We start from the raw sequence: 20,041 nt of genomic DNA, 5'->3' as shown, positions 1-20,041 counted from the left end.
TTTAGACAATTCAGTTATTATTACCGAATAGCGTCAGGTATGCCACGAAAGACTTATTGTGGATGGTTCAATTTCTCATGGTATGCGGAACCTGTACACACGGGCTAATGGGAAAACAGCCAAACGTAGAATTCATAAAGCATCAGCTCCCGTCTCAGTTGATACTCTGGTGATCAGGCGATTCAAGTCTCGCAACAAAATATAACATGGCTAACTATTACCTAGAACGGACTGCACAAGCAGTCTTTACGATATTCACCGTCGCAACCCTTTCGTTCGGAATGGTACGCCTCCTTCCCGGAGGCCCGATGGATTTCTTAAGAGCACAGCTCATTCAGCAGCAGGGAGGTAATTTCGATCAAGCTCAACTAAATGCCCTAGTTGAAGCGTACACAAATATGCAACCAAATGACCCCTTACTACAGCAATATATTGACTATATGATTGGACTAGCAACTGGCGATCTCGGACGATCGGTCTGGTATGGGGAACCAGTTAGCGAGATCCTCGCCTCAGCACTCCCATGGACAGTATTCATTATGTCTATTGGGTTACTACTTACATTCACGCTTGGCGTTGTCCTTGGGGCAATAATGGCTTACGTGGAAGGGAGTAAATTCGACGTCATCGCGACGTTAGTATCAATATTCCTTAGTTCTATTCCTTACTACGTAGCAGCAATAATGTTCCTCATGATTTTTAGCCTCTGGAATCAGTGGTTCCCTACAGGAGGTCGGATGAATCCAAATACAACGCCAGGGATAAATTTGCCATTTATTATCGGGGTATTCTATCATGCAGCACTGCCTATCGCTTCAATCGTTGTTACAGGCCTAGGAATGCAGGCTCTTTCGATGAGAGGAAACAGTGTTCGTATCCTCGGTGAGGATTATCTCCGGGTCGCTCATCTGCGTGGCTTATCATCGAACCGAATCGCGCTACGATACGTGGGACGAAACGCGATACTACCCATGTACACCGGTTTGATGATCTCAATCGGGTTCATGTTTGGTGGGTCGGTCATCCTTGAAGAGATATTTGGATATCCAGGTATAGGATATTACATGCTTCAAGCAATCAGTGCACGAGATTACTTGATGATGATGGGAGCGTTTCTATTAATCACAATTGCAGTGGTTCTGGGCATTTACATCGCAGACTTGACATACGGAAAAATTGATCCGCGTGCAGGGGAGGGAGCTAACCGTGAAAGCTACTGATGACACATCGCCGTTTGGAGATCAGACCACGACGTCCTCCGACCAGGGGACGACCCGAACCGAACGGTACCAGCAGACTCTCAACGAATGGGTTTACGCTCCACTCGTCATCTGTTGGAAGGATTGGAGAGCTCGGGTGGGAGCGCTAATCATCCTCTTTTACATCCTATTAGGGACTATCGGCGTCGTCATTATTCCTGAGCCAACTCCATATATTGCTCCGAATTTGGTGATGCCGTTCCAGTATGCGGAGGCTCCATTGGGAACGGATAATCTTGGTCGATCCGTTGCTCATCAGGCAGTCCATGCGACGCCTGCAATGCTCCAAATGATTACAGCCGGTGCTGTATTTTCGACTGCAGTCGCCACAGCGGTCGGAACTAGCGCAGGTTATAAATCAGGAACTGTTGACCGTGTATTAATGACAATTACTGATGTATTGATGACGATTCCTGGTCTACCCTTAGTGATTGTGCTTGCTGTCCTCCTCGAACCCCGCAACCCCTGGGTCGTTGGTGTCGTCCTGACAGTCAATGCTTGGTCTGGATTAGCACGCGCAATTCGGTCGCAGGTTCTGACGATCCGCTCGGAATCGTATGTCGAAGCTTCTCGTCTTATGGGTGTTTCAACACCGAATATATTGATGAAAGATGTAATCCCACCGATTATGCCATATATTATGGTGAATTTCGTCAATTCAGCTCGAACAGTTATCTTCTCTTCTGTTGGGCTTTACTTTCTCGGCATCCTTCCCTTTACGAATCAGAACTGGGGGGTAATGATGAACCTCGCATACACAACTAGTGGGGCACTGACAACATGGCAGAACTCTCACTGGATAATTGTACCGATGATAATGGTTATCCTCCTATCATTTGGGTTGATCCTCTTCGCACAGGGTACCGATAGAATATTTAATCCCCGCATCATTGCACGTCACACGTCTTCGGCTGGGGATGAAATCGAGAGTAATGAGAGTCAAGACAGTGGCGCCACGTCTCGGATTCAAGGTTAGGTGATAATATGAGTAGAAACCAAATGGCTTCAAACATGAACTCGGCAGAACGAAACAACAGTGATCCAAACGAAGATGTGGTCTTGGAAATCAGTGATGCAAGTGTCACATTTGACATGGAGCGTGGTGATTCGCGCGTACTAGACGACGTCAGTATCGATATCTATCGTTACGATATACTCGGAGTTGTTGGTGAATCGGGATCCGGGAAATCGATGTTCGCATCAGCGATGCTCGATGCAGTGGTCAAGCCCGGAGAGTTGAACGGTGAGATAACATACTATCCTGGAAACGGGGAACAGATCGACTTACTTAGCTTAAGTAACCAAGAACTTCGTCGTCTTCGGTGGGAAGAGATTTCAATGGTCTTCCAGGGAGCCATGAGTTCTTTCAATCCGACCATGGATGTCCGGGGGCACTTCAAGGAAACACTTGAAGCTCACAACTATGACATCGATGAGGGGATGGACTTTGCTCATGATCTTCTCTCGGAACTGTACTTAGACCCTGAGCGCGTTCTTGATTCGTATCCGCATGAACTGTCCGGAGGGATGAAGCAGCGGGCACTGATTGCATTGAGTCTCGTTCTCAAGCCAAATGTATTGGTGATGGATGAGCCAACTGCAGCACTTGACCTCCTGATGCAGCGCTCGATCCTGAGTCTACTCCAGAATATTCAGGATCGGTTTGATCTCACCGTTGTATTCATCACCCACGACCTACCGCTTGTTGCAGGTCTTTGCGATCGATTGGGAGTTATGTATGCGTTTGAGTTCGTCGAAGTCGGACCAGCGAATCGTATCGTCTCCCAACCGACTCACCCATACACAAGGTCGTTATTGAAAGCGGTTCCGAATCTTGACGCTCCACTTTCTAAGATGCGACCTATTAAGGGTTCAAGTCCGGATCCAGTGAACCAACCGACAGGTTGCTCCTATCACCCACGATGTCCATTGGCTACAGAGGAATGTACGGCTTCAGACCCATCCTTGGAGGACGTTACAGCGGGACATCAGACCGCATGCTTCCATTGGGAGAAATCCGAAGAGGCTATCCCTCTATCTCAAGATAGAGGCGAGCAAGAGGTCGTCGAAATTCAAGGCAATCAGTCGGTGGATCCGGTTGTTTCGATGAAAGATTTAGAGGTTCATTTCGAGAAGGAAGCTGGTATTCTCGAGGGCTTATTCGGGAACCCAGACGTTGTTCACGCAGTTGATGGGGTGGATTTGGATATCTACGAGAATGATGTCGTCGCACTGGTTGGCGAGAGTGGATGTGGAAAGACAACGTTAGGTAAGACAGCGATAGCAGCACAACGTCCGACCAATGGCAATGTAGAATATCGAGGTCAGGATATTTGGGAGACAAAGGATGGTACGGTTGAGAATTCTGACACCTCATTTAGTGATATTCGCCGTTCACTCCAAATTATTCATCAGGATCCTGGAAGCTCACTAAATCCCTATCGGAAGGTGATGAAGATTCTCGAGGTACCGATGAAGAGGTGGAAACCTGATCTGGATCCAGGTGACCGACGGGACCGCGTACTGAGTATGCTTGAGTACGTTGGGATGACTCCACCCGAGGATTATGCTGATCGCTATCCTCACCAACTATCGGGGGGAGAAAAACAACGTGTTGCGTTAGTCCGGGCACTCATGATGGAGCCGGATGTTATCCTTGCGGACGAAGCAGTAAGTGCTCTGGACGTCTCACTGCGCGTTGAAATGATGGATCTCATGCTTGCTCTGCAAGAACAGTTCGACACGTCATTCTTATTTATCTCACATGACCTTGCAAATGCTCGATACTTCGCGGGTAATGCTGGGGGTAGAATTGGTGTCATGTACCTCGGTGAAATTGTGGAGATAGGTCCGGCTGAACAGGTAATCAATAACCCACAACATCCTTATACGAAAGTATTGAAATGGTCGACTGCTGATGTGGAAGCAAAATCAGAAACCGGTGAACCTCCCATTCGGGGCATCGATATACCTGATCCAGTAAATCCTCCAATAGGATGCCGATTCCACACTCGCTGTCCGGAAGCACGGGAAGCATGCCGAAATCAGAAGCCTACGCTCGAACATAGTGATGGCGGTGATGATGAACATCACACTGCCTGTTTCCGAGAGTATCCTGAGTATCATCCATACTGGGATAGCGAAACTCTCGAAGCTAGTCAAGAGGCACCCAGCGAATCCATATTGGACGATTGAAAACTATCGGGATGGCAAATTATTCATCTCCTCACATCAATTAAATATTTATTATTCTAAATATATAATAATATAATATGTGTCAAATTTAAATTCGCTATCTTCGAATCAAGTGTGTTGTGAAGTGACTGATATATGATGTCCCGATAAACTTAACCTCCTTACTGACGTTAATACTCATATGCCACAGTTATTTGGAGGTCGCCTTGATCACCCCTATTTGGCAATGACTCTGTTCACTGGAATCATCCTTTACATCATTGGTTATGTTCTTGGGTTAGGAGGATTCCAGTGGACGGCCGCCTATTTAGGAATGTATGGGTCAATCCCGATCCTCATGGGTATAATAGGATATCTCATCATCGGCGGGTTGAGCGTCGCTGGACGGATTCAGGACCACAGGTACCGACGGTCGACGTGATCAGATACACTAACGTGTATGATTGGAGTAGGATCAGATATTCTCCCTAAGTCAATTCAAAGGTCTGAACTCAATCTTTGTGTTCCTATATCTAATTATCCTTCTTGACGACGGACATCCACCAACAGTCAGTTTGAAGCTTACCACAGACGATGAAGAAGAAATCTAACGAGTGGTCGAAAGCGAGTATATCGAATTCCACCAAAATATATAGTTATATAATTAAAATTGTAATTATGACGTAATTAGAAACATCCCTCCAACTCACCTATTCCGGCACAATCTAATCATAATTCCTACCGCAAATTGACTCACACCGACAATTACAAGAGAGATTAGTGCTACCACGAAAGCACCACTTTCTTGATCATCATGGAGAATAGAAAGAGATATTATAATTAAGACTAGAAATATAATATTAAAAACGAAGAGTGTGTACCAGAAGGGGACGAAGCTACAAAGGATTTCCCAGTATCGATCCGAAGACCATTCCATAGTAGCATAGAAACTGAGTCTCTTATTAATATCTTCCTTTACAGTCCTGTCACCCCACACCTTCATTCAAAGGCTGGCTTACAAGTTAGCATGTACCTTGGCCAAGGCGATTAGTGACGTCGATACTGAAACAGAGATGTTCATCCAACGTGCCATCGAGGGAATTACCGCTGATCGAACGACGATGATTATTACATATAGGTTTTCAACAGTAAACACGAGGATAAGATTCCCGTCCTGGAAGACGGAGAAATCATGGAACAGGGCGAGAATAATCAGCTCCTTGTTAAAGACGGCCTCTATGCAAACCTGGAGAAAGTATAGACAGGTGAGATTGATGATCTGGCGTGAGAATTCGTCAATCAAGTCGCTCGTACTGTATGAAAATATATAGAAATTAAATCGGTCTACACCAAAATAGTAGTCGACACGTACGTACAAAGAGCCCTCCTATCAGACAGTGGTAATTTTTTTACATAACATGGGGTCAACATACTCTAGCTATCAAGGATTGCCGCATTGTCAAAATCCCAATCCATGAGATACGAACGCTCCTGCTCAATCAGGTCAATGAAGAGTTGGCTGGCCTCCTCCGTATCAATCGTAACTAAGGGATCATTCAAGAATGCCTGAAAGGCAAGATCGAGATCGCCCTCGAAGCTAGCTTCGAGAAGTGTTTCTTGATTTGTGATATTTCTACCGATTAAATTTCGCAATACAGGAGGAAACCCACCTGCAGTGAGTGGAGTGCAGTTGTTATTGGTGAATAATACATTTGTCTCGACGACAGCGCCGATCGGCAGATCTGATATTTGACCTTGGTTTGGAACGTTTGCGTTCGTCTTCATCGGTTCGATTCCCAATAATGCACGCATGATATCGACCATTTCCTCGCCACTTTCACGGAAGTCGAATGACTCTTCTCCTTGGAGTAATGCTTGACGCGAAGATTCACCTTTGGACCAATGTTCCCTACGATGGTCGCTTGGAGTAAGTCGAATCCCCCATCGATGGATTTCCTCATTATGGTCGATATCAAGGTACCAGGGAACAAATTCGGCCAGATGGCGGTCGCCAGCCGCAGGTAAGATGTTGAAACGATCATATAGATCGAACGTAACTTCGTGATTGGTGGTGTAGAATGATTCGTCAGTCATTTCCCCCGGATCGTAAGATGGCGGATCGTACGTTTCGGCTTCTAACTCCACGAGCGACATCAGGTTCTTCCCCCGCCAATATGCCTCGTCGATCCACGTAAAGTGATTTACACCCTTGACGTTGATATCGATTTCGTTACGAGGAGGCTGGTCTTCTTCGAGATGCTTTTCCACCAACGACGCCAAGAAGCCCTGAGTTCCATAGACCTCGTGGCAGATTCCCATTGCTTTGATCTCCGGGAACTCTTCATAAAGCGTTTGAGTACAAACCGTCATTGGGTTTGTGTAGTTGATGACCCAAGCATTTGGACAGTACTCTCGAATTGCGGAAGCAATCTCCCGGTATTGGGGAATTGCTCGCATAGCTCGAAATGTTCCACCGGGACCCACTGTATCCCCCACTGTCTGGTAGATACCGTACTGTTGTGGAACATCCAGATCGTGTACCATTGTTTCCTCCGGTGGATCTTGTGTTGAGCAGACTACAAAATCCGCTCCATCAAGTGTTTCTGAAAGAGTCTCGACGGCTCGATATTCCCAGTCACCGACTGCATCTGGATGTTCTTGGATCAAGCAACCAAGCTGCTCGTTTTGTGTTGCACTTTCGTAGTCAACATCATAGAGACGTACTACTCCAGCCATTTCCGTTGTTTGCCCAAGATCGTTCATCAGCGTTTTTGCCCAACTTCGACTCCCGCCACCGATGACGGCTATTGAGATATGACTAGGATCGGTATCGACAGCACTTCCATCAAGTGTATGCATGAGTTTCACTATTGAGGTGACTGGGGAATCACTTGTATGTTTCGTCTGTGTTTAGCCCGAGAGTTCAACGACCGGTACAGCGTGAGCCTGTGAAAGCACCTCGATGTCTCGAACGACTCGATTGAGTTCTTCGTAAGGGTTGCGTCCATTCGTGTTCGATTAATCCTACTTCCGCGGTTTAATTCCGTTCTTGACGACAGAGGGGCTAAATTACGGTAAGGTTACGGTAGACTAGTCTTGTCTATCGATTTGTGACATCTTCTTCGGTTTGCAGTCAATGATACAAGAGTTGGGCGAGTTCAACAGTTGTCATCGGTTCCTCATCTAACGCTAGTTGAGCAGTGTAGTCGATGGCAATCGTCATGGTTCCCAAGTCATCGTGTGCCATGCCTCGTGAAAGCTTGGTAGCAGTTTCTTTGCTGATCGTGATCGTCGTGTAGCCGTCTAGAGGCATAACCGATAGAGGGAGACGTATTACGGTAAACTACCGTAAATCTTGGTAGAGACCACCTTATCAGCGATAAACTGCGGAAGTAGGATTAAGAGCTAACCTCCGTTCTGAAGGCTTATACCCCTCGTTTGTTCAAAGTGAGACGTGAGCTCTCGGATTGATGTGCCTCCAAACGCACCAGTTCGGGAAGATTCGGTGGAGGAAGGCCGAATGCAAGAGCCAGATCAGCAAGTACTGGCTGGGCAACCGACCGAAAGATCGTCGCCCAACGCTCTTCTGGGTACTCGACGCCAGGCTCAAGCTCCTGAAACACCGCTAACGAGGCTCTGCTGATCACTAGCGTCAGCAGAGTCGCCATCACGAGTAACTCCCTATCGCTGGATCACTCGTTTCGAACTTCTCCAGTTCGTATCGCGATTTCAACTCACGGAACAACAACTCGACCTTCCATTGGAGGCTGTACAACGCCGCTACTTGCACTGGCGTGAACTCGTCCAGTAGGTTTGTCACGTAGAGATAGTGGTCGTCGGTGTCCTCGCTACGGACACCGACGACACGGAACGCTGCCTTCTCACTCGACTCGTTCTCACCATACTGTCGACGCTTGAAGGCGAATTCAGCGGTCGCGTCGATGTGTTTCCGCGTGAGCTGCGAGAGAAGGTCTTGGAGGTGGGTTCCAGTCACGGAAATGGCGCTGCCGCACCATTTCGTCGCTTGTCCACGATCACTGGATTTGCGTTCGTCTTCAGCCGGCTCACGAAGAACCCACAGTTCTCGTCAATTAACACGAACCAGCGGTGGCTGTAAAAGCCGAGATCGAACAAAAACAGCCTCCCACGCAGCCAGTTCTGCACCGCGAACTGGCTGCTTTAGTGGGTTTGTTCGTCGGTGAGGTTGAGCTACGCGAACGTCCGCTTCGTGACTTTGTAGACGAGGTACAGCTGAATACCGGATTCATCGCCTTGAGTAGCTGGAAACGCCGCAAGGAGCCGAGGGAACCGTCTTCAGGTTGCCTCGGCGATCGTCGTGTCGCGGAACTGGGTGAGTTACGGGACTATAGTGTGAGGGACTTCGACCTCCTCAAGCGCGTGCGCGAGAAGGATAACTTAGGAGACCGCCAAGTTCTGACGTAAATTGGTCGTAGAAGTTGGATCGGCTCACGGTCTGGTTGGTCGCAGTCAAGTAGGTACGTTGAAACGCGGCGATGGAACGTGTTTCGTCATCCATGTCATAGCCTAAGATGAGCGACCAGACGAGCATGGTGATGTCGATTTTCCGGTGACGTTGGACGGTATCGCGCACGAGAGTGATGCCTTCAATGAATTCTACGGGAAAGAGGGAAGTCAACTGGCGTCGTATAATTGTTGGATATAGTTCAGATAGCAAACATCTCTCTACGCGGGTTCTGAAGATAATCTCATCAAGACAGCACTGTTTATCGGTTTTGCGCCTTATCCGAACACGGATGGTATCTGAATACTTCCACGTAGTCGAACGTTTTCTGAACGTTCACCGACAAATATATCCCTTGCTTCTTCGTTAATTACGTGGAAGTTCTCCACTATGACACGAGATACTGATGACGGATCCACGATGGCGTCGGTCGATTATCGCTCATTGATCTCGCGGGCTGACCTCGAATACGAGGGATCCATCGAGCGCAGCGAAGCCGGTCCTCCAGTGGGCAATGGCCGCATGGGGAGCCTCGTCTGGACGACGCCGTCGGCGCTGAAACTCCAGCTCAATCGGGTCGACGTCTACGCGAATGGTGGCGACACGATGAGTTTCAACCGTCGGACAATGACTACGGGTACGGCTGCGGGTTCGTTGATGTTGAGTTCTCGCGATCGGGTCCGGATGCGTTCCCAGATCGGGACACCGACGCGTATCTGTCCGTCTACAATGGGATCGCCGAGGTGGAAGGTGACGGAGTAACGACCCAAACTGTTGCTTGGCAGGAAGAAGACGTACTGGCGATCGGAATCGAGGATAAACAGGAGGCTCCGGGGGCCATTACGGCGACCGTGCGGGCCCTCAGGCCACCAGTCGTCGAAACGAAACATCACACCGCGACATCGACGGTCGACGCCAGCGAGGATCGGATTACGCTTGTCCAAACGTTCGAAGAGGGCGAGCACTATTGCACCTCGGCTATCGCTATCGGAATCGTCGGACGTTCCGTACGGATGCAACAGCCGACCCAAACCGAAGCGCAACTTGTCGCTGAGCCGGGGCAGGAATCGTTCACAGTGTTAATCGCTACCGCGGCTAACTTCGATCGTGACGTGAACGTCGCTGCTGTCGCCCGCGAGCGGCTTGATCACGCGGTTGCCGAGGGGGCAGACGGCATTCGGGCAGCAAACGAGCGGTGGTGGAAGGAGTTCTGGTCGCGGGCGTTCGTCCACCTGCGAAGCGAGGACGGCGCGGCCGAGGAAGTCGAGAAGCATTACACGTACTTTCTATACCTAATGGAATCGAGTTCGCGCGGTTCCTTCCCGCCCAACTTCGGAGGTATGCTTTGGAACACAGACGGCGATTATCGCCGGTGGGGCGCTCAACAGTGGTGGACAAACCTCAGCCTCTACTACCGGGGGCTATTTCCATCGAACGGGATCGAACTTACTGATCCGCTTTTCGAGCTGTACTCGGGAATGCGCGGCGCCTGCGCGACCGCAGCACGCCAGCAATGGGGCAGTGAGGGGATCTACGTACCGGAAACGACGTGTTTCAACGGACTCGCCGATCTCCCCGACGACATCGCCGAGGGACTTCGGGTGCTCTATTTGCTCGAAAAAACCTGGGAGATGCGGTCACAACAGTTCCGTGAGTTCGCCGCCGCAAAGCATCCCCACACCAGTCGATGGAACTGGAAGGCACCCGGGCGGTTCGACGACGGTCATTGGACGTACACGGACAAGGGTACCGGACCGTTCGGGGAGGTGAATCACTTCTTCGCCAGCGGTCCGGAGTTGGCCTATCTGTACTGGAAACGCTACGAGTACACCAGAGACGGGACGTGGCTCCGCGAGTACGCGTACCCGATGCTACGGGGCGTCGCAGAGTTCTTCCGCCACTACTCGAATCTGACGCGGGATCCGGACGGCGTTTTCCACTTGCATCACGTCAACCACAGCGAACCGGTGCTCGGTGCCAAAGATCCGTTCGATGCGCTTGTGGGATTACACGGAATTCTCCCGGCAGCGATCAACGCCGCGAAGACGCTCAACGTAGACGCGGACTTGCAATCGAAATGGTTCGACTTGCTCGAAAATCTCGTACCGCTCCCGACGAGTGACCACCCCGATTCGATTCACTCGCGTGACGGCGACGGACCGCGAATCTGGGCGAGCGCGTTCACTCCTGCGGCTAGCCTCCCCAATCCCGACTCCCTGTGGGGTGAATTCGACGTTCGCTGTCGGTATTACGACTTCGACATTGCCACACTCGAGACGAGGAATCCATGCGAGAATCCGGAACGATTCGAACTCGCGGAGGCAACGTTCGAGCAGTGTCATCCCAACGGCGTCGGACTGGAAACGCGCGTCCCCGTGATGTCATCCCTGGGGGTGATCGCGGCGCGGTTGGGACGTGCTTCGGATCTCAAGAACGCGCTCTTGAATCAGATACGCGCGAAGTGGCCCGAGGAGGACTTCGTGGAGTTCGACGAGACCGGTCAGCTGGCGGTCCTCCCGAACCGGTATGACACTGCGCGAAGGCAGTCAGGCACTCGGAGCGCAACGGCTCGGCAACGTCGCGTACGCATTACACGAGGGTCTCTGTCAGAGCATTCCCCCTGGTCCCGGTCAAGAGCCCGTTATCCGTGTCTTTCCAGCGTGGCCAGTGGAGTGGGACGCCGAATTCACGCTGCTCTGTCGCAACGGATTTCTCGTGACCGCGTCGATGAGGGAGGGCAAGGTGGGTTTTGTGGAGGTGCACTCCCGGGACGGCGGGACGTGCCGACTTCGAAATCCGTGGGGGAACGATCCCATACGGGTGTACCGGGACGGGAAACGGCAGGAAGACGTGGACGGATCGATGGTGACCGTCGATACGGACGCAGGTGAGGATATCGTAATCGTTCCGTCGGGCGCATCGCCGGAGCAACGACGGCTCACTGGCTGTTCGGAGTAGTATCGAGTACGGATCGAACCGACGACCGCGGAAAGGTGTGGTCGGCGGGCACCGATCAGAGCCGCGCGACGAATCCGCCGTTTTCCGGTACCGGAATCGAGAGCGTCTCGCTTGCGACCTCGCGTTCGCACATGAGTGTCTCGCCGTCTCCCTCGTCGCGCGTGACTGTCACCTCCCGTTCGCCGTCGACGAAGTCGAGATGCACGTCGACGGTACGATTCGGTCCGGCGGTGATACAGCCGATAAACCATTCGTCACCCGAACGACGCGCGAGCGTCACCTCCGCGCCGGGTTTCCCTCGGAGGAACCGGGTTTCGTCCCACGTCGCAGGCACTGCATCGAGGACCTCTTGTGCGAGCGGCCGAGCGGTGTACTCGTCGATCGAATCGGCATAGTGCTGGAGGCCGGACTCGAAGACGATCGAGAGCGCGAGTTCGTGGCCGACGGTCTGCAGGCTTTCGGCCGAGAACGTGACCGGCGTGTAATCCATCGGTCCGACGACGTTGCGCGTGAACGGTAGGATCGTGTTGTGCTCTGATGCGATGCCGGGGTGTTTCTCGGCGCCCATGACGCCCTCGTAGGTCATGACGTGCGGCCAGCGCCGTCGGAGGCCCGTCGGGATGATCGACCCGTGATAGTTGACCATGAGCTCCTGTTCGGCGCACGCTTCCGCCATTGCGTCGTAGAACTGCAGCCGGCCCTGGTCGTCGGAGTCCATGAAGTCGACTTTGACGCCGGCGATCCCCCAATCGGCCCACTTGGGAAGGCGTTCAGCGCGCTTGCTCTCCGAGTTGAGTTCGGTGAAGTGCGCCCAGACGAACACGCCGACATCGCGTTCGTCCGCGTACTCGACTAACTCGGGCATCCAGTCGCGACCCCAGCCCGCGTCGATGAGGATGTGCTCCCAGCCGTGCTCGTTCACGTAGTCGACGTACGCTTTCCCGAGTTCGAGGTCACCTGTTCCGGTGGACCACCACGACCACGCGACTCGCCCGGGTTCCACCCAATCGGCGTCGATACGCGGGCCGTCGACGAGGTCAGTCGTCAGTGTCGACTCCGTCACCGTCGCCAGGTCGCCGACGATCGCGACTCGCCACGGAGCGTCGACCGGACGCGGCGACCGCGCAATATTTGGCGGGTGAGTGATTTCAAATAGGCCATCGTCCCCGTCGAAGGTCAGTCGTCCCGCTGCCCAGTCGCCGTCGACGCCGGCCTCACAGAGCAGCACCCAACTATCCTTCTCTACCTGAAAGAGCCCCGGGAACTGATACTCGCGACCATCATCGATCTCGCTAACCGGCACCGTCCGGCCGCTCGATTCGTGATGGTAGACGTAGGGCATCAGATATCCGATCGCCTCGCGCGGAATATTGAAAGCCGAACCCTCGGTCAGGAATCCGACACTACCCTCATCACCGGGATAGCGATAGCGATAGGCCACACCGTCGGTTGCGATACGCACCTGAAGTTCGACGACGCCACGGGCGGCCTCGTAGGTGAACACCGCCTCCGTAGCCCGGTGACGACACTCCTTTCGTTTCCCGTGTGCGAGCTTGTAGGTCTCGTCGATCTCACGGGTTTCGACGCCCTCGTAGTTGAACTCATCCGGAAATGATCCGGAAGCCGGGATATTGTACGGGGATGGTTCGAGAATCGTTGTTCCGTCTAATTCGATCGAAATCTCGCCCTCCGGATCGATCGTAGCACTAACGTTACCATTCGGTCCGTCTATTGTTGGCACGATACTCGGTTGTGCGCTCCGCATATAATAGTTTCTATCAGAGATATGGTAGTCGGGTGTTCCATTACTCCCTGTTTTCGCGATACGCTCGACGGGCCCGATTTTCTTCACCGTCGGCACGTCCGGAATCGTGTCTTCGCGCAGACGGTAGCCGGCCCAGCTAAAGTCCGGAATCTGGTTGCCCTCCTCGTCCGCGGGGAACATCAACTCCCCGTCCTCGTAACGGAGGTACTCTGATTCCACGTAGTTCCCGTACTTCCATGCGTTTTCAGTATCGTCTGCGCTTACACTACCAGTTTTCGCCGGGAATCCGACGGTCGAGAAGCCGACCAGTTGCACAAACCGCCGCTTGGTTATGCCTAATCCGTTGCCCGCGTCTCGCTCATCGATCAGCTCCGTTCCGTAAACCTTACTGTTTTCCTCGTCCGTTGTTATGCAACCTCACGGTGATGTGAGCATCCCAATATATACTCGTGTTAAACTTAATTATTATTGGTAGATTTCAATAAGTACTTGGGCGCGAACAAAATGGACAACACGAACTGATGACAGGATGTTTCGAGTGGTTCCGCTCTTGGCTTCCTATCGGCAGCAGCGAACCGAGCGTCGTCGGGGATCGGCGACGAGACATTCGACCATGCGGCGGCTATCCTCGGATCAAACGGTGACGATCACACGACGGAGACCAGCCGTGAGCAAGTCGAGTACGTGCTCAAAATCAAGGATATCGACGAGAGCGAACTCCGTTTCAGCGTGACCCAAGACAAGATCGAGTAGTCAAGCTCCGATCGGGACTCTCTGGTGGTAGACGTAGCCTCGACGTGTCCGGAGGGTCGTTTAGTGTCGTGGATCAGTTGCGGTAGGTATTTATTCCACGGTTGTAAACTCGGGGGTATGTCAAAGAACAGTGGTAACAGCAAACTGGCCCAGACACCGCCGATGGGGTGGAACTCCTGGAACGTGTACAGTTGCGCTGTAACTGAAGAGGATATCCGCGACGCCGCGGATGCACTAGTCGAAACGGGACTCCGCGATGTCGGATACGAGTACCTCGTCATTGATGACTGTTGGATGGCAGATGAGACTGATTCGCGGGGGCGTCTCCGTCCCCATCCCGAGGACTTCCCGAGTGGTATCGATGACCTCGCCGATTACGTCCACGATCGCGGTCTGAAGTTCGGTATTTACTCCTCGGCGGGCACACGAACCTGCCAGGGATATCCCGCGAGTCTCGGACGCGAACGACTTCACGCTCAACAGTTTGCAGAGTGGGGGATTGACTATCTCAAGTACGACAACTGCGGCGACCACGACGGACGCGACGCCATCACACGGTACGCTGCGATGGGTGATGCCCTTCGCGAGACTGACAGAGACATCGTATACAGCATCTGCGAGTGGGGACTCAACGACCCCTGGACGTGGGGACGCAATGTCGGGGGGCACCTCTGGAGAACAACCGGCGACATCGTCGCCAAGTGGCGTGCCGAAGACGACGAATTCGGCGACGGCCTTGTGCAGATCATCGATCGGGCCGCCGAACAGGGCAGCGCAGAATACCAGGCCCCTGACGGCTGGAACGATCCTGACATGTTACAGGTGGGTAACGGGCCGGACTCAGGACAGTCACAGCACGAGGCCGTTACGGTCGAGCGACCGTTCACCAAAGCAGAAGAGAGAACACACTTCTCGTTCTGGTGTATGTTCTCGGCGCCGCTGATGGCCGGAACCGACCTTCGGAACCTGTCCGAAACCACACACGAGGTGCTAACGAATGAACAAGCCATCGCGATCAACCAGGACCCTCTCGGGATCCAAGCAACCCGAGACCGCGTCTATGGCTCGCGCGAGGTCTGGAGCAAGCGACTTGTCGACGACGAAGCGGCGGTTGTCCTGTTCAACCAGGGTGAGGAAGCCGACGAGGTGCGCACTCACGTCGACGAGGTCAACGTCCCCGTCACAGCGGATCGCTATCGCGTCCGCGACCTATGGACCGACGAGGAGTGGGAGACTGACGGCGAACTATCCGATACGGTCGACCCCCACGGCGTGACGTTGGTCCGCGTCTCGCCAGCCGAGTAACTCCGCATCTCGATCCAGCGCGTGGAACGGACAGGCGGCACCGACTACGACGTGAATCCAATGACGGTGAAGCGGAGCGGTCGTTGACGCGTTGTCTGGTACTCGCCGGGATGCGATGATGGCGATCGGGTTGACGGGCACGCAGTCTGCGGTCCGCTGTTTCTCCGGTTCGCCGTTACCTGATTACGTGAGCACCCGCGCGGCAGCCCAGTCGGCGTGATCGGAGTCGATCCCGTTGCCACCATCCGTCACGACGAGTGTGAGCGTGTCGACGCCCGAGACGTCCACATCGAGATGCGTGGCGCCTCCACTCCCGGTGAGAACGTCGGTTTCGGCCAGCGTCTCGCCGTCGCCGACAACCTTGAAGCCGACGCTCCCGTCGCCTTCGACCTCGTCGTCGACGCCGACGTCGGAGACGAAGCGTGACATGTTCTCGCCGAGGTTGTAGGTGATCTCGGAGCGGGCGTGCGTGCCGATGCCCTTCTCGTAGGTGGTGCCACCGATCGTGATTGGATTGCCCTCGACACTCTCGTCGAGGCCGATCTCGCCCCAGCCGATCGTGGCATCGACCCACTGGAGATCGCTCAGGTAGGTGTCGCTCGTCGGCGGTTTAGCTACAGTGATCTCGGCCGTCGGCGAGGCATTGTTCGTTTCCGTCGATTCTTGAATCTCGTCGTGGGGATCGACGACCGCCTGAAGCTCGTACCGCCCGGCAGAAACCATCGAGGTATCCCAGTCGTAGGTAAGGATTGTGTACTCGTTCACGTCAAGAGCGGGCACATCGAACGTAGTAAGCCGGTGCTGTTGTTCGTCCGTCACGTCGAGCAACGCCGCCGTCGTCGCCGGCGACTGATCGGCCCCCACATTTGCGATCGGGACGGTAATCCGCCAGGTTTGTTCGTCGACCGATTCGACGGTGAATTCCCTGCCGTCGATCGTGAGGTCCGGCCCGGGCTCGGGTGCCCGCCTCCTCGGTTTCCCCGCGACGTAGATATCGGCGGGCTTTTCGTCCTCGGGAGCGGTCAGACGGGCCGGATCCCGGTAGTTCTCGATGAGGCCGCCGTCGGCCGTGACGTTGCCGGGGAACGGGATCTCGTCCACCTTCTTCCCGGCCTGCCCGTCGGCCCCCGTGTCGGTGGCGTTCACCACGTAGAGATCGATCGTATCGCCGCCGCCGGCGTAGTACCGGAACGATTCGTCGCCGATGCGCTCCAGGCCGTACTGGGGGTAGGTGTAGTCGACGAGATCGCTTTTCTCCCACCCGGAGCCCGTCCAGGTGGCGATCTTGCCGAAGTTCCCCCCGGCTCCATACCGCTGGGAGCCCGTAGGCAGTAGAGGAGGATGGGGCGGCCGTCGGCGGTCACATTCACCCACTTGTCGAAGGGGACACTGTGTCTGCGGGTGAACTTATCGCTCTCTAGCGTGTTCTCCACGATGCAGTGCTCGTCCATCTCCTCGGGGGTAATGCTTTGGCCGAGGTCCTTGCCGTCGGCGGTGTGCCAGTGGAGGTTGTGGGGCGTGAAGTACGCGTAGTAGACGTTCTGGAGGTAATGGCCGTGCGAATGTTCACCGTCCTCGTCGAGACCGCCGGAGATCATCCAGGTGAAGTGGACGCGCTCGGGGTTGCCGTTCCCGGCGGACTCGTGGTGGAGTTGCTCGGCGTAGATCTCGTTCAGCCAGTTGTCTCGGCGGCCGTCGTTGACGGCGCCGGCGTGGCCGGTGAGTTCCACCGAGTTGGTCCACGTCTCGCCGCCGTCGGTCGAGCGAACGTACCGGAGGGGGCGATACGCGGTGTCGTACTCCTCGTCGCCTGGATCCTCTCCTAGTACGTACGTCTCGCGATAAAAGACGTAGAGATCACCATTGTCCGCCACGAACGGCATCGGGTAGCTAGCGCCCTCGGCTTCCTCGATCGCCTCGTCCGTCCACTCGCCTCGGACGGTGTGGGACGCGGACGGCGTCGCGTGGCGCAGCGGAGAGTTGTGACAGCCATGGAAAACGTGGAGCCGACCGTTGTCGCCCTGGACCATCGTGGGATAGTTGTGCGAGTCGTCGAAGGAGTCGCCGACTTGCTTCTTCGGCGTCCACTTGTCGTTCGCGTGGTTGAACTCCTGGACGTAGGTGGGTGCTGGCCCTTCGGCGCCCATGTACGTGATGAACGTCTTCCCGACCTGCTCGTCATAGACCCCCACCTTCAACGCCCGCATGTCGGTGTCCGTCCCCGTATCCTCCGCGGTGCGGTAGAGCGTCCAGTCGGGCTCTTCGCCGTCGAGTGGTCTGGCGTCGATCGGGTCGGCGTCGATGAATCCGCCTGACTCTGCTTCGGCGGCCGCTGTCTGTCCTCCCGTAGCGAGCAATCCGGTGCTCGCGGCGAGACTCGTCCGCAGCAGTCGGCGACGACTGACACGATACTTAAATTTCGAATATGAAGGATTGTCCCTCATGCGAACGACAATAACATCTATTGTGTATATTTTCCTTGGTGGCACTGTTAACTTAGTCGGCTGAAGTAGATGGAGTTCCTCTGAACATGATTGAGTTATGATAGAGGAACTCCGGTTGGCAGATTCGGACGCCGGCACTGTCCCGTTTTTGGATAGGAGCGCACGCCAGCCGACACTACACGTCGTACAAGGCTGAAGCGGAAGGCATCGAAACGGCGCAGGTAGACCCGGCGTACACGTCACAACACTGTTCCAAGTGTGGGACGACTCTGCGAGGGAATCGCCCGTCACAAGAGCGATTCTGTTGCCAGAAGTGCGGTTACGCGGTCAATGCGGACTACAACGCGGCGAAGAACTTCGGCTTTAGGCTACTCTGAGTGGGGCAAAAGTTACCGCACGGGGGGACGACATATCACCTCACCATGAAGTCTGGGATGTTGAAAGTTTATAGCGGTGCTTGCCTGCCTCCGAATAGAGGCCTGAACTGGAATCCACCGACAAGCCCCGCCCCTCAGGGCGGGAAAGGTGACCTGTGTACGAAGCGGCCAGCAGGTCGACTCTATTGTCCGCATTCGGTTGGTAGAACGCGAAAACAAGCGTGCATCGGATGTGTGGCCCGAATATCGAGACGAGGAGAGTGGGACGCTCCGAACCCCAACGCTCTCAGAACCCGAAGGATTCTGCTCCTCCGATCGATTCGAACGCTTCGCGCCTCTGTTGAGGTCGGAGGAGTTCACAGGCTCAGATGTCGACGGAAGAGCCGGTCTCAGCAGCCTCGTGGATCGCATGGATCGTCTCCATATCCACGAGGGCATGGTGTCCGTCCGGATAGATTTCCTCCCCCGAAAGTACTCGGTCGGCGAAGTAGTCGAACACCGCTTCCATTTCGTCGTCGCCACTGTACGACGTGTTCTCGATATCGATGTGGATATCGTCACGATTGAGCGAGAGAATCACCTTGCCGTGGAACGCGGGATCAAGGTCGATCTGTCCCTCGGTTCCAGTGATCTTGAGCTGGGTGTCGCCCTGCGTATTCTGGCTTGCCGTACTAACCAGTGGAACGCCTCCCTCGAAAGTCAGCGTGAACGCGGCGCGCTCGTCGGGAACGGCTTCGAAACCATCGTGCTCGGATGTCATATAAGCCGTCGCCGCCACTGGATCTCGTCGGAGGAGAAACCGCGCCGTGTTTATCGTATAGATGCCGAGATCCATCACAGAGGTCCCGTAACCGGTTACGTCGGGATCTAAGCGCCACTGATCGGGGTCGGGAATCATCTCAAGGATTGATTGAGAGTTATTCCCGTAGACATGCGTCGGTTCGCCGATGAATCCGTCCTCGATTAACTCTCGGGCGCATCGGACCGCAGGATCGACCTGCATCCGGTAGGCGGTCATCAATGGTATATCAGCGTCTTCAGCAGCCTCCACCAGCCGCTGGGCACGTTCGGCGGTTGCCTCGAGTGGCTTTTCACACAGCGCCGCCTTGTCGAAGCGAGCAGCTGACTTGACGTGTTCGAAGTGATAAGCGTTGGGCGTGCCGATGTAGACGGCATCGTACGCCTCGGTGGCGGCACCGTCGTGGTATTCGTCGTATGTGAGACCGTGCTCGATGTCGTGTTCGTCCGCGATCCGCTCGGCTTTCTCCTTCGACCCGCTCACCAGAACGGTCGTCTCGCAAAGAGTGGAGGACTCGATGGCGGGGATGGCGACATCAACCGTCCACCAGCCGAGTCCGATAAGCGCGAATCGAACTGTGCCGTTCGTTGTGGTTTGCCAGTCACGTTCCGTGTACTCCTGGATCCACGAATGAATACCCATGCTTCCTAGCTGGAGCAGACGGAGGTAATAATCATTCGGATACGGTCATCCACTATCGGATACGTTTCGAGGGCCGCCGAAA

The 20,041-nt window shown here is 54.2% G+C and carries 11 protein-coding genes and 2 pseudogenes; 7 read left to right on the top strand and 6 right to left on the bottom strand.

The genetic code is table 11. The annotated features are described in order from the left end of the window. Positions 1-206: 206 nt before the first annotated feature. The 3 genes from LIX15_RS26370 to LIX15_RS26360 all read left to right on the top strand — a co-directional run bounded on the left by LIX15_RS26370 (position 207) and on the right by LIX15_RS26360 (position 4,454). Positions 207-1,220 (top strand): ABC transporter permease, encoded by a 1,014-nt coding sequence (locus LIX15_RS26370; protein WP_227777866.1) that lies wholly within the window; start codon positions 207-209, stop codon positions 1,218-1,220. Between the two features lie 136 nt (positions 1,221-1,356). Continuing rightward, positions 1,357-2,235 (top strand): ABC transporter permease, encoded by an 879-nt coding sequence (locus LIX15_RS26365; protein WP_227777865.1) that lies wholly within the window; start codon positions 1,357-1,359, stop codon positions 2,233-2,235. 35 nt (positions 2,236-2,270) lie between these two features. Beyond that, complete coding sequence (locus LIX15_RS26360; protein WP_227777864.1) at positions 2,271-4,454, top strand: ABC transporter ATP-binding protein; 2,184 nt, start codon at positions 2,271-2,273, stop codon at positions 4,452-4,454. Positions 4,455-5,867: 1,413 nt separating this feature from the next. Here the strand turns inward: LIX15_RS26360 and LIX15_RS26355 are convergent. Together LIX15_RS26355 and LIX15_RS26350 are read right to left on the bottom strand one after the other, a co-directional pair. Beyond that, a complete protein-coding gene (locus LIX15_RS26355; RefSeq protein WP_227777863.1) occupies positions 5,868-7,292 on the bottom strand; it encodes a family 4 glycosyl hydrolase in 1,425 nt (474 codons plus the stop codon). A gap of 566 nt (positions 7,293-7,858) precedes the next feature. Next, positions 7,859-9,129: pseudogene (locus tag LIX15_RS26350) on the bottom strand (IS4 family transposase). 177 nt (positions 9,130-9,306) lie between these two features. Between LIX15_RS26350 and LIX15_RS33840 the strand changes: the two are divergent. Next, positions 9,307-9,678 carry a hypothetical protein gene (locus tag LIX15_RS33840; protein WP_227777862.1) on the top strand — a complete coding sequence of 124 codons (372 nt, stop codon included), beginning with the start codon at positions 9,307-9,309 and terminating at the stop codon, positions 9,676-9,678. After that, on the top strand, positions 9,660-11,807 hold the full coding sequence (locus LIX15_RS34050; RefSeq protein ID WP_227777861.1) for a glycosyl hydrolase family 95 catalytic domain-containing protein: 2,148 nt from the start codon (positions 9,660-9,662) through the stop codon (positions 11,805-11,807). The genes LIX15_RS33840 and LIX15_RS34050 overlap by 19 nt, the downstream gene beginning before the upstream one ends. Before the next feature lie 122 nt (positions 11,808-11,929). Here the strand turns inward: LIX15_RS34050 and LIX15_RS26335 are convergent, their stop codons facing one another. Next, positions 11,930-13,954: a glycoside hydrolase family 97 protein gene (locus LIX15_RS26335; RefSeq protein ID WP_227777860.1), complete on the bottom strand. Its 2,025-nt coding sequence runs from the start codon at positions 13,952-13,954 to the stop codon at positions 11,930-11,932. A gap of 555 nt (positions 13,955-14,509) precedes the next feature. Between LIX15_RS26335 and LIX15_RS26330 the strand changes: the two genes are divergently transcribed. Then, positions 14,510-15,697, top strand: coding sequence for a glycoside hydrolase family 27 protein (locus tag LIX15_RS26330; RefSeq protein ID WP_227777859.1), 1,188 nt, complete (start codon positions 14,510-14,512; stop codon positions 15,695-15,697). Positions 15,698-15,880: 183 nt separating this feature from the next. Here the strand turns inward: LIX15_RS26330 and LIX15_RS26325 are convergent, their stop codons facing one another. Further along, entirely contained in the window at positions 15,881-16,843 is a 963-nt protein-coding gene (locus tag LIX15_RS26325; RefSeq protein WP_227777858.1) for an NPCBM/NEW2 domain-containing protein, read from the bottom strand. Continuing rightward, positions 16,840-18,141 carry a BNR-4 repeat-containing protein gene (locus tag LIX15_RS26320; protein WP_227777857.1) on the bottom strand — a complete coding sequence of 434 codons (1,302 nt, stop codon included), beginning with the start codon at positions 18,139-18,141 and terminating at the stop codon, positions 16,840-16,842. Before LIX15_RS26320 ends, LIX15_RS26325 begins: the two co-directional genes overlap by 4 nt. 176 nt (positions 18,142-18,317) lie before the next feature. On the opposite strand from LIX15_RS26320, the pseudogene LIX15_RS26315 reads away from it, so the two are divergent. Beyond that, a pseudogene (locus LIX15_RS26315) lies at positions 18,318-18,507 on the top strand (zinc ribbon domain-containing protein); the annotation flags it as partial. Positions 18,508-18,882: 375 nt separating this feature from the next. On the opposite strand, the gene gfo6 reads toward LIX15_RS26315, so the two are convergent. Next, positions 18,883-19,953 (bottom strand): D-xylose 1-dehydrogenase Gfo6, encoded by a 1,071-nt coding sequence (gene gfo6, locus LIX15_RS26310; protein ID WP_303657543.1) that lies wholly within the window; start codon positions 19,951-19,953, stop codon positions 18,883-18,885. Positions 19,954-20,041: the final 88 nt, after the last annotated feature.

The sequence above is a fragment of the Haladaptatus pallidirubidus genome, assembly GCF_020700235.1.
Taxonomy (GTDB): Archaea; Halobacteriota; Halobacteria; order Halobacteriales; family Haladaptataceae; genus Haladaptatus; species Haladaptatus pallidirubidus.
Note: the sequence above shows the minus strand (reverse complement) of the source record. Positions and strands in the feature narration are given on the sequence as shown.

Coding starts and splice junctions, on each gene's coding strand:
- LIX15_RS26370 (WP_227777866.1), top strand. CDS start 207: ATGGCTAACTATTACCTAGAACGGACTGCACAAGCAGTCTTTACGATA.
- LIX15_RS26360 (WP_227777864.1), top strand. CDS start 2,271: ATGAACTCGGCAGAACGAAACAACAGTGATCCAAACGAAGATGTGGTC.
- LIX15_RS26355 (WP_227777863.1), bottom strand. CDS start 7,292: ATGCATACACTTGATGGAAGTGCTGTCGATACCGATCCTAGTCATATC.
- LIX15_RS33840 (WP_227777862.1), top strand. CDS start 9,307: ATGACACGAGATACTGATGACGGATCCACGATGGCGTCGGTCGATTAT.
- LIX15_RS26330 (WP_227777859.1), top strand. CDS start 14,510: ATGTCAAAGAACAGTGGTAACAGCAAACTGGCCCAGACACCGCCGATG.
- LIX15_RS26320 (WP_227777857.1), bottom strand. CDS start 18,141: ATGAGGGACAATCCTTCATATTCGAAATTTAAGTATCGTGTCAGTCGT.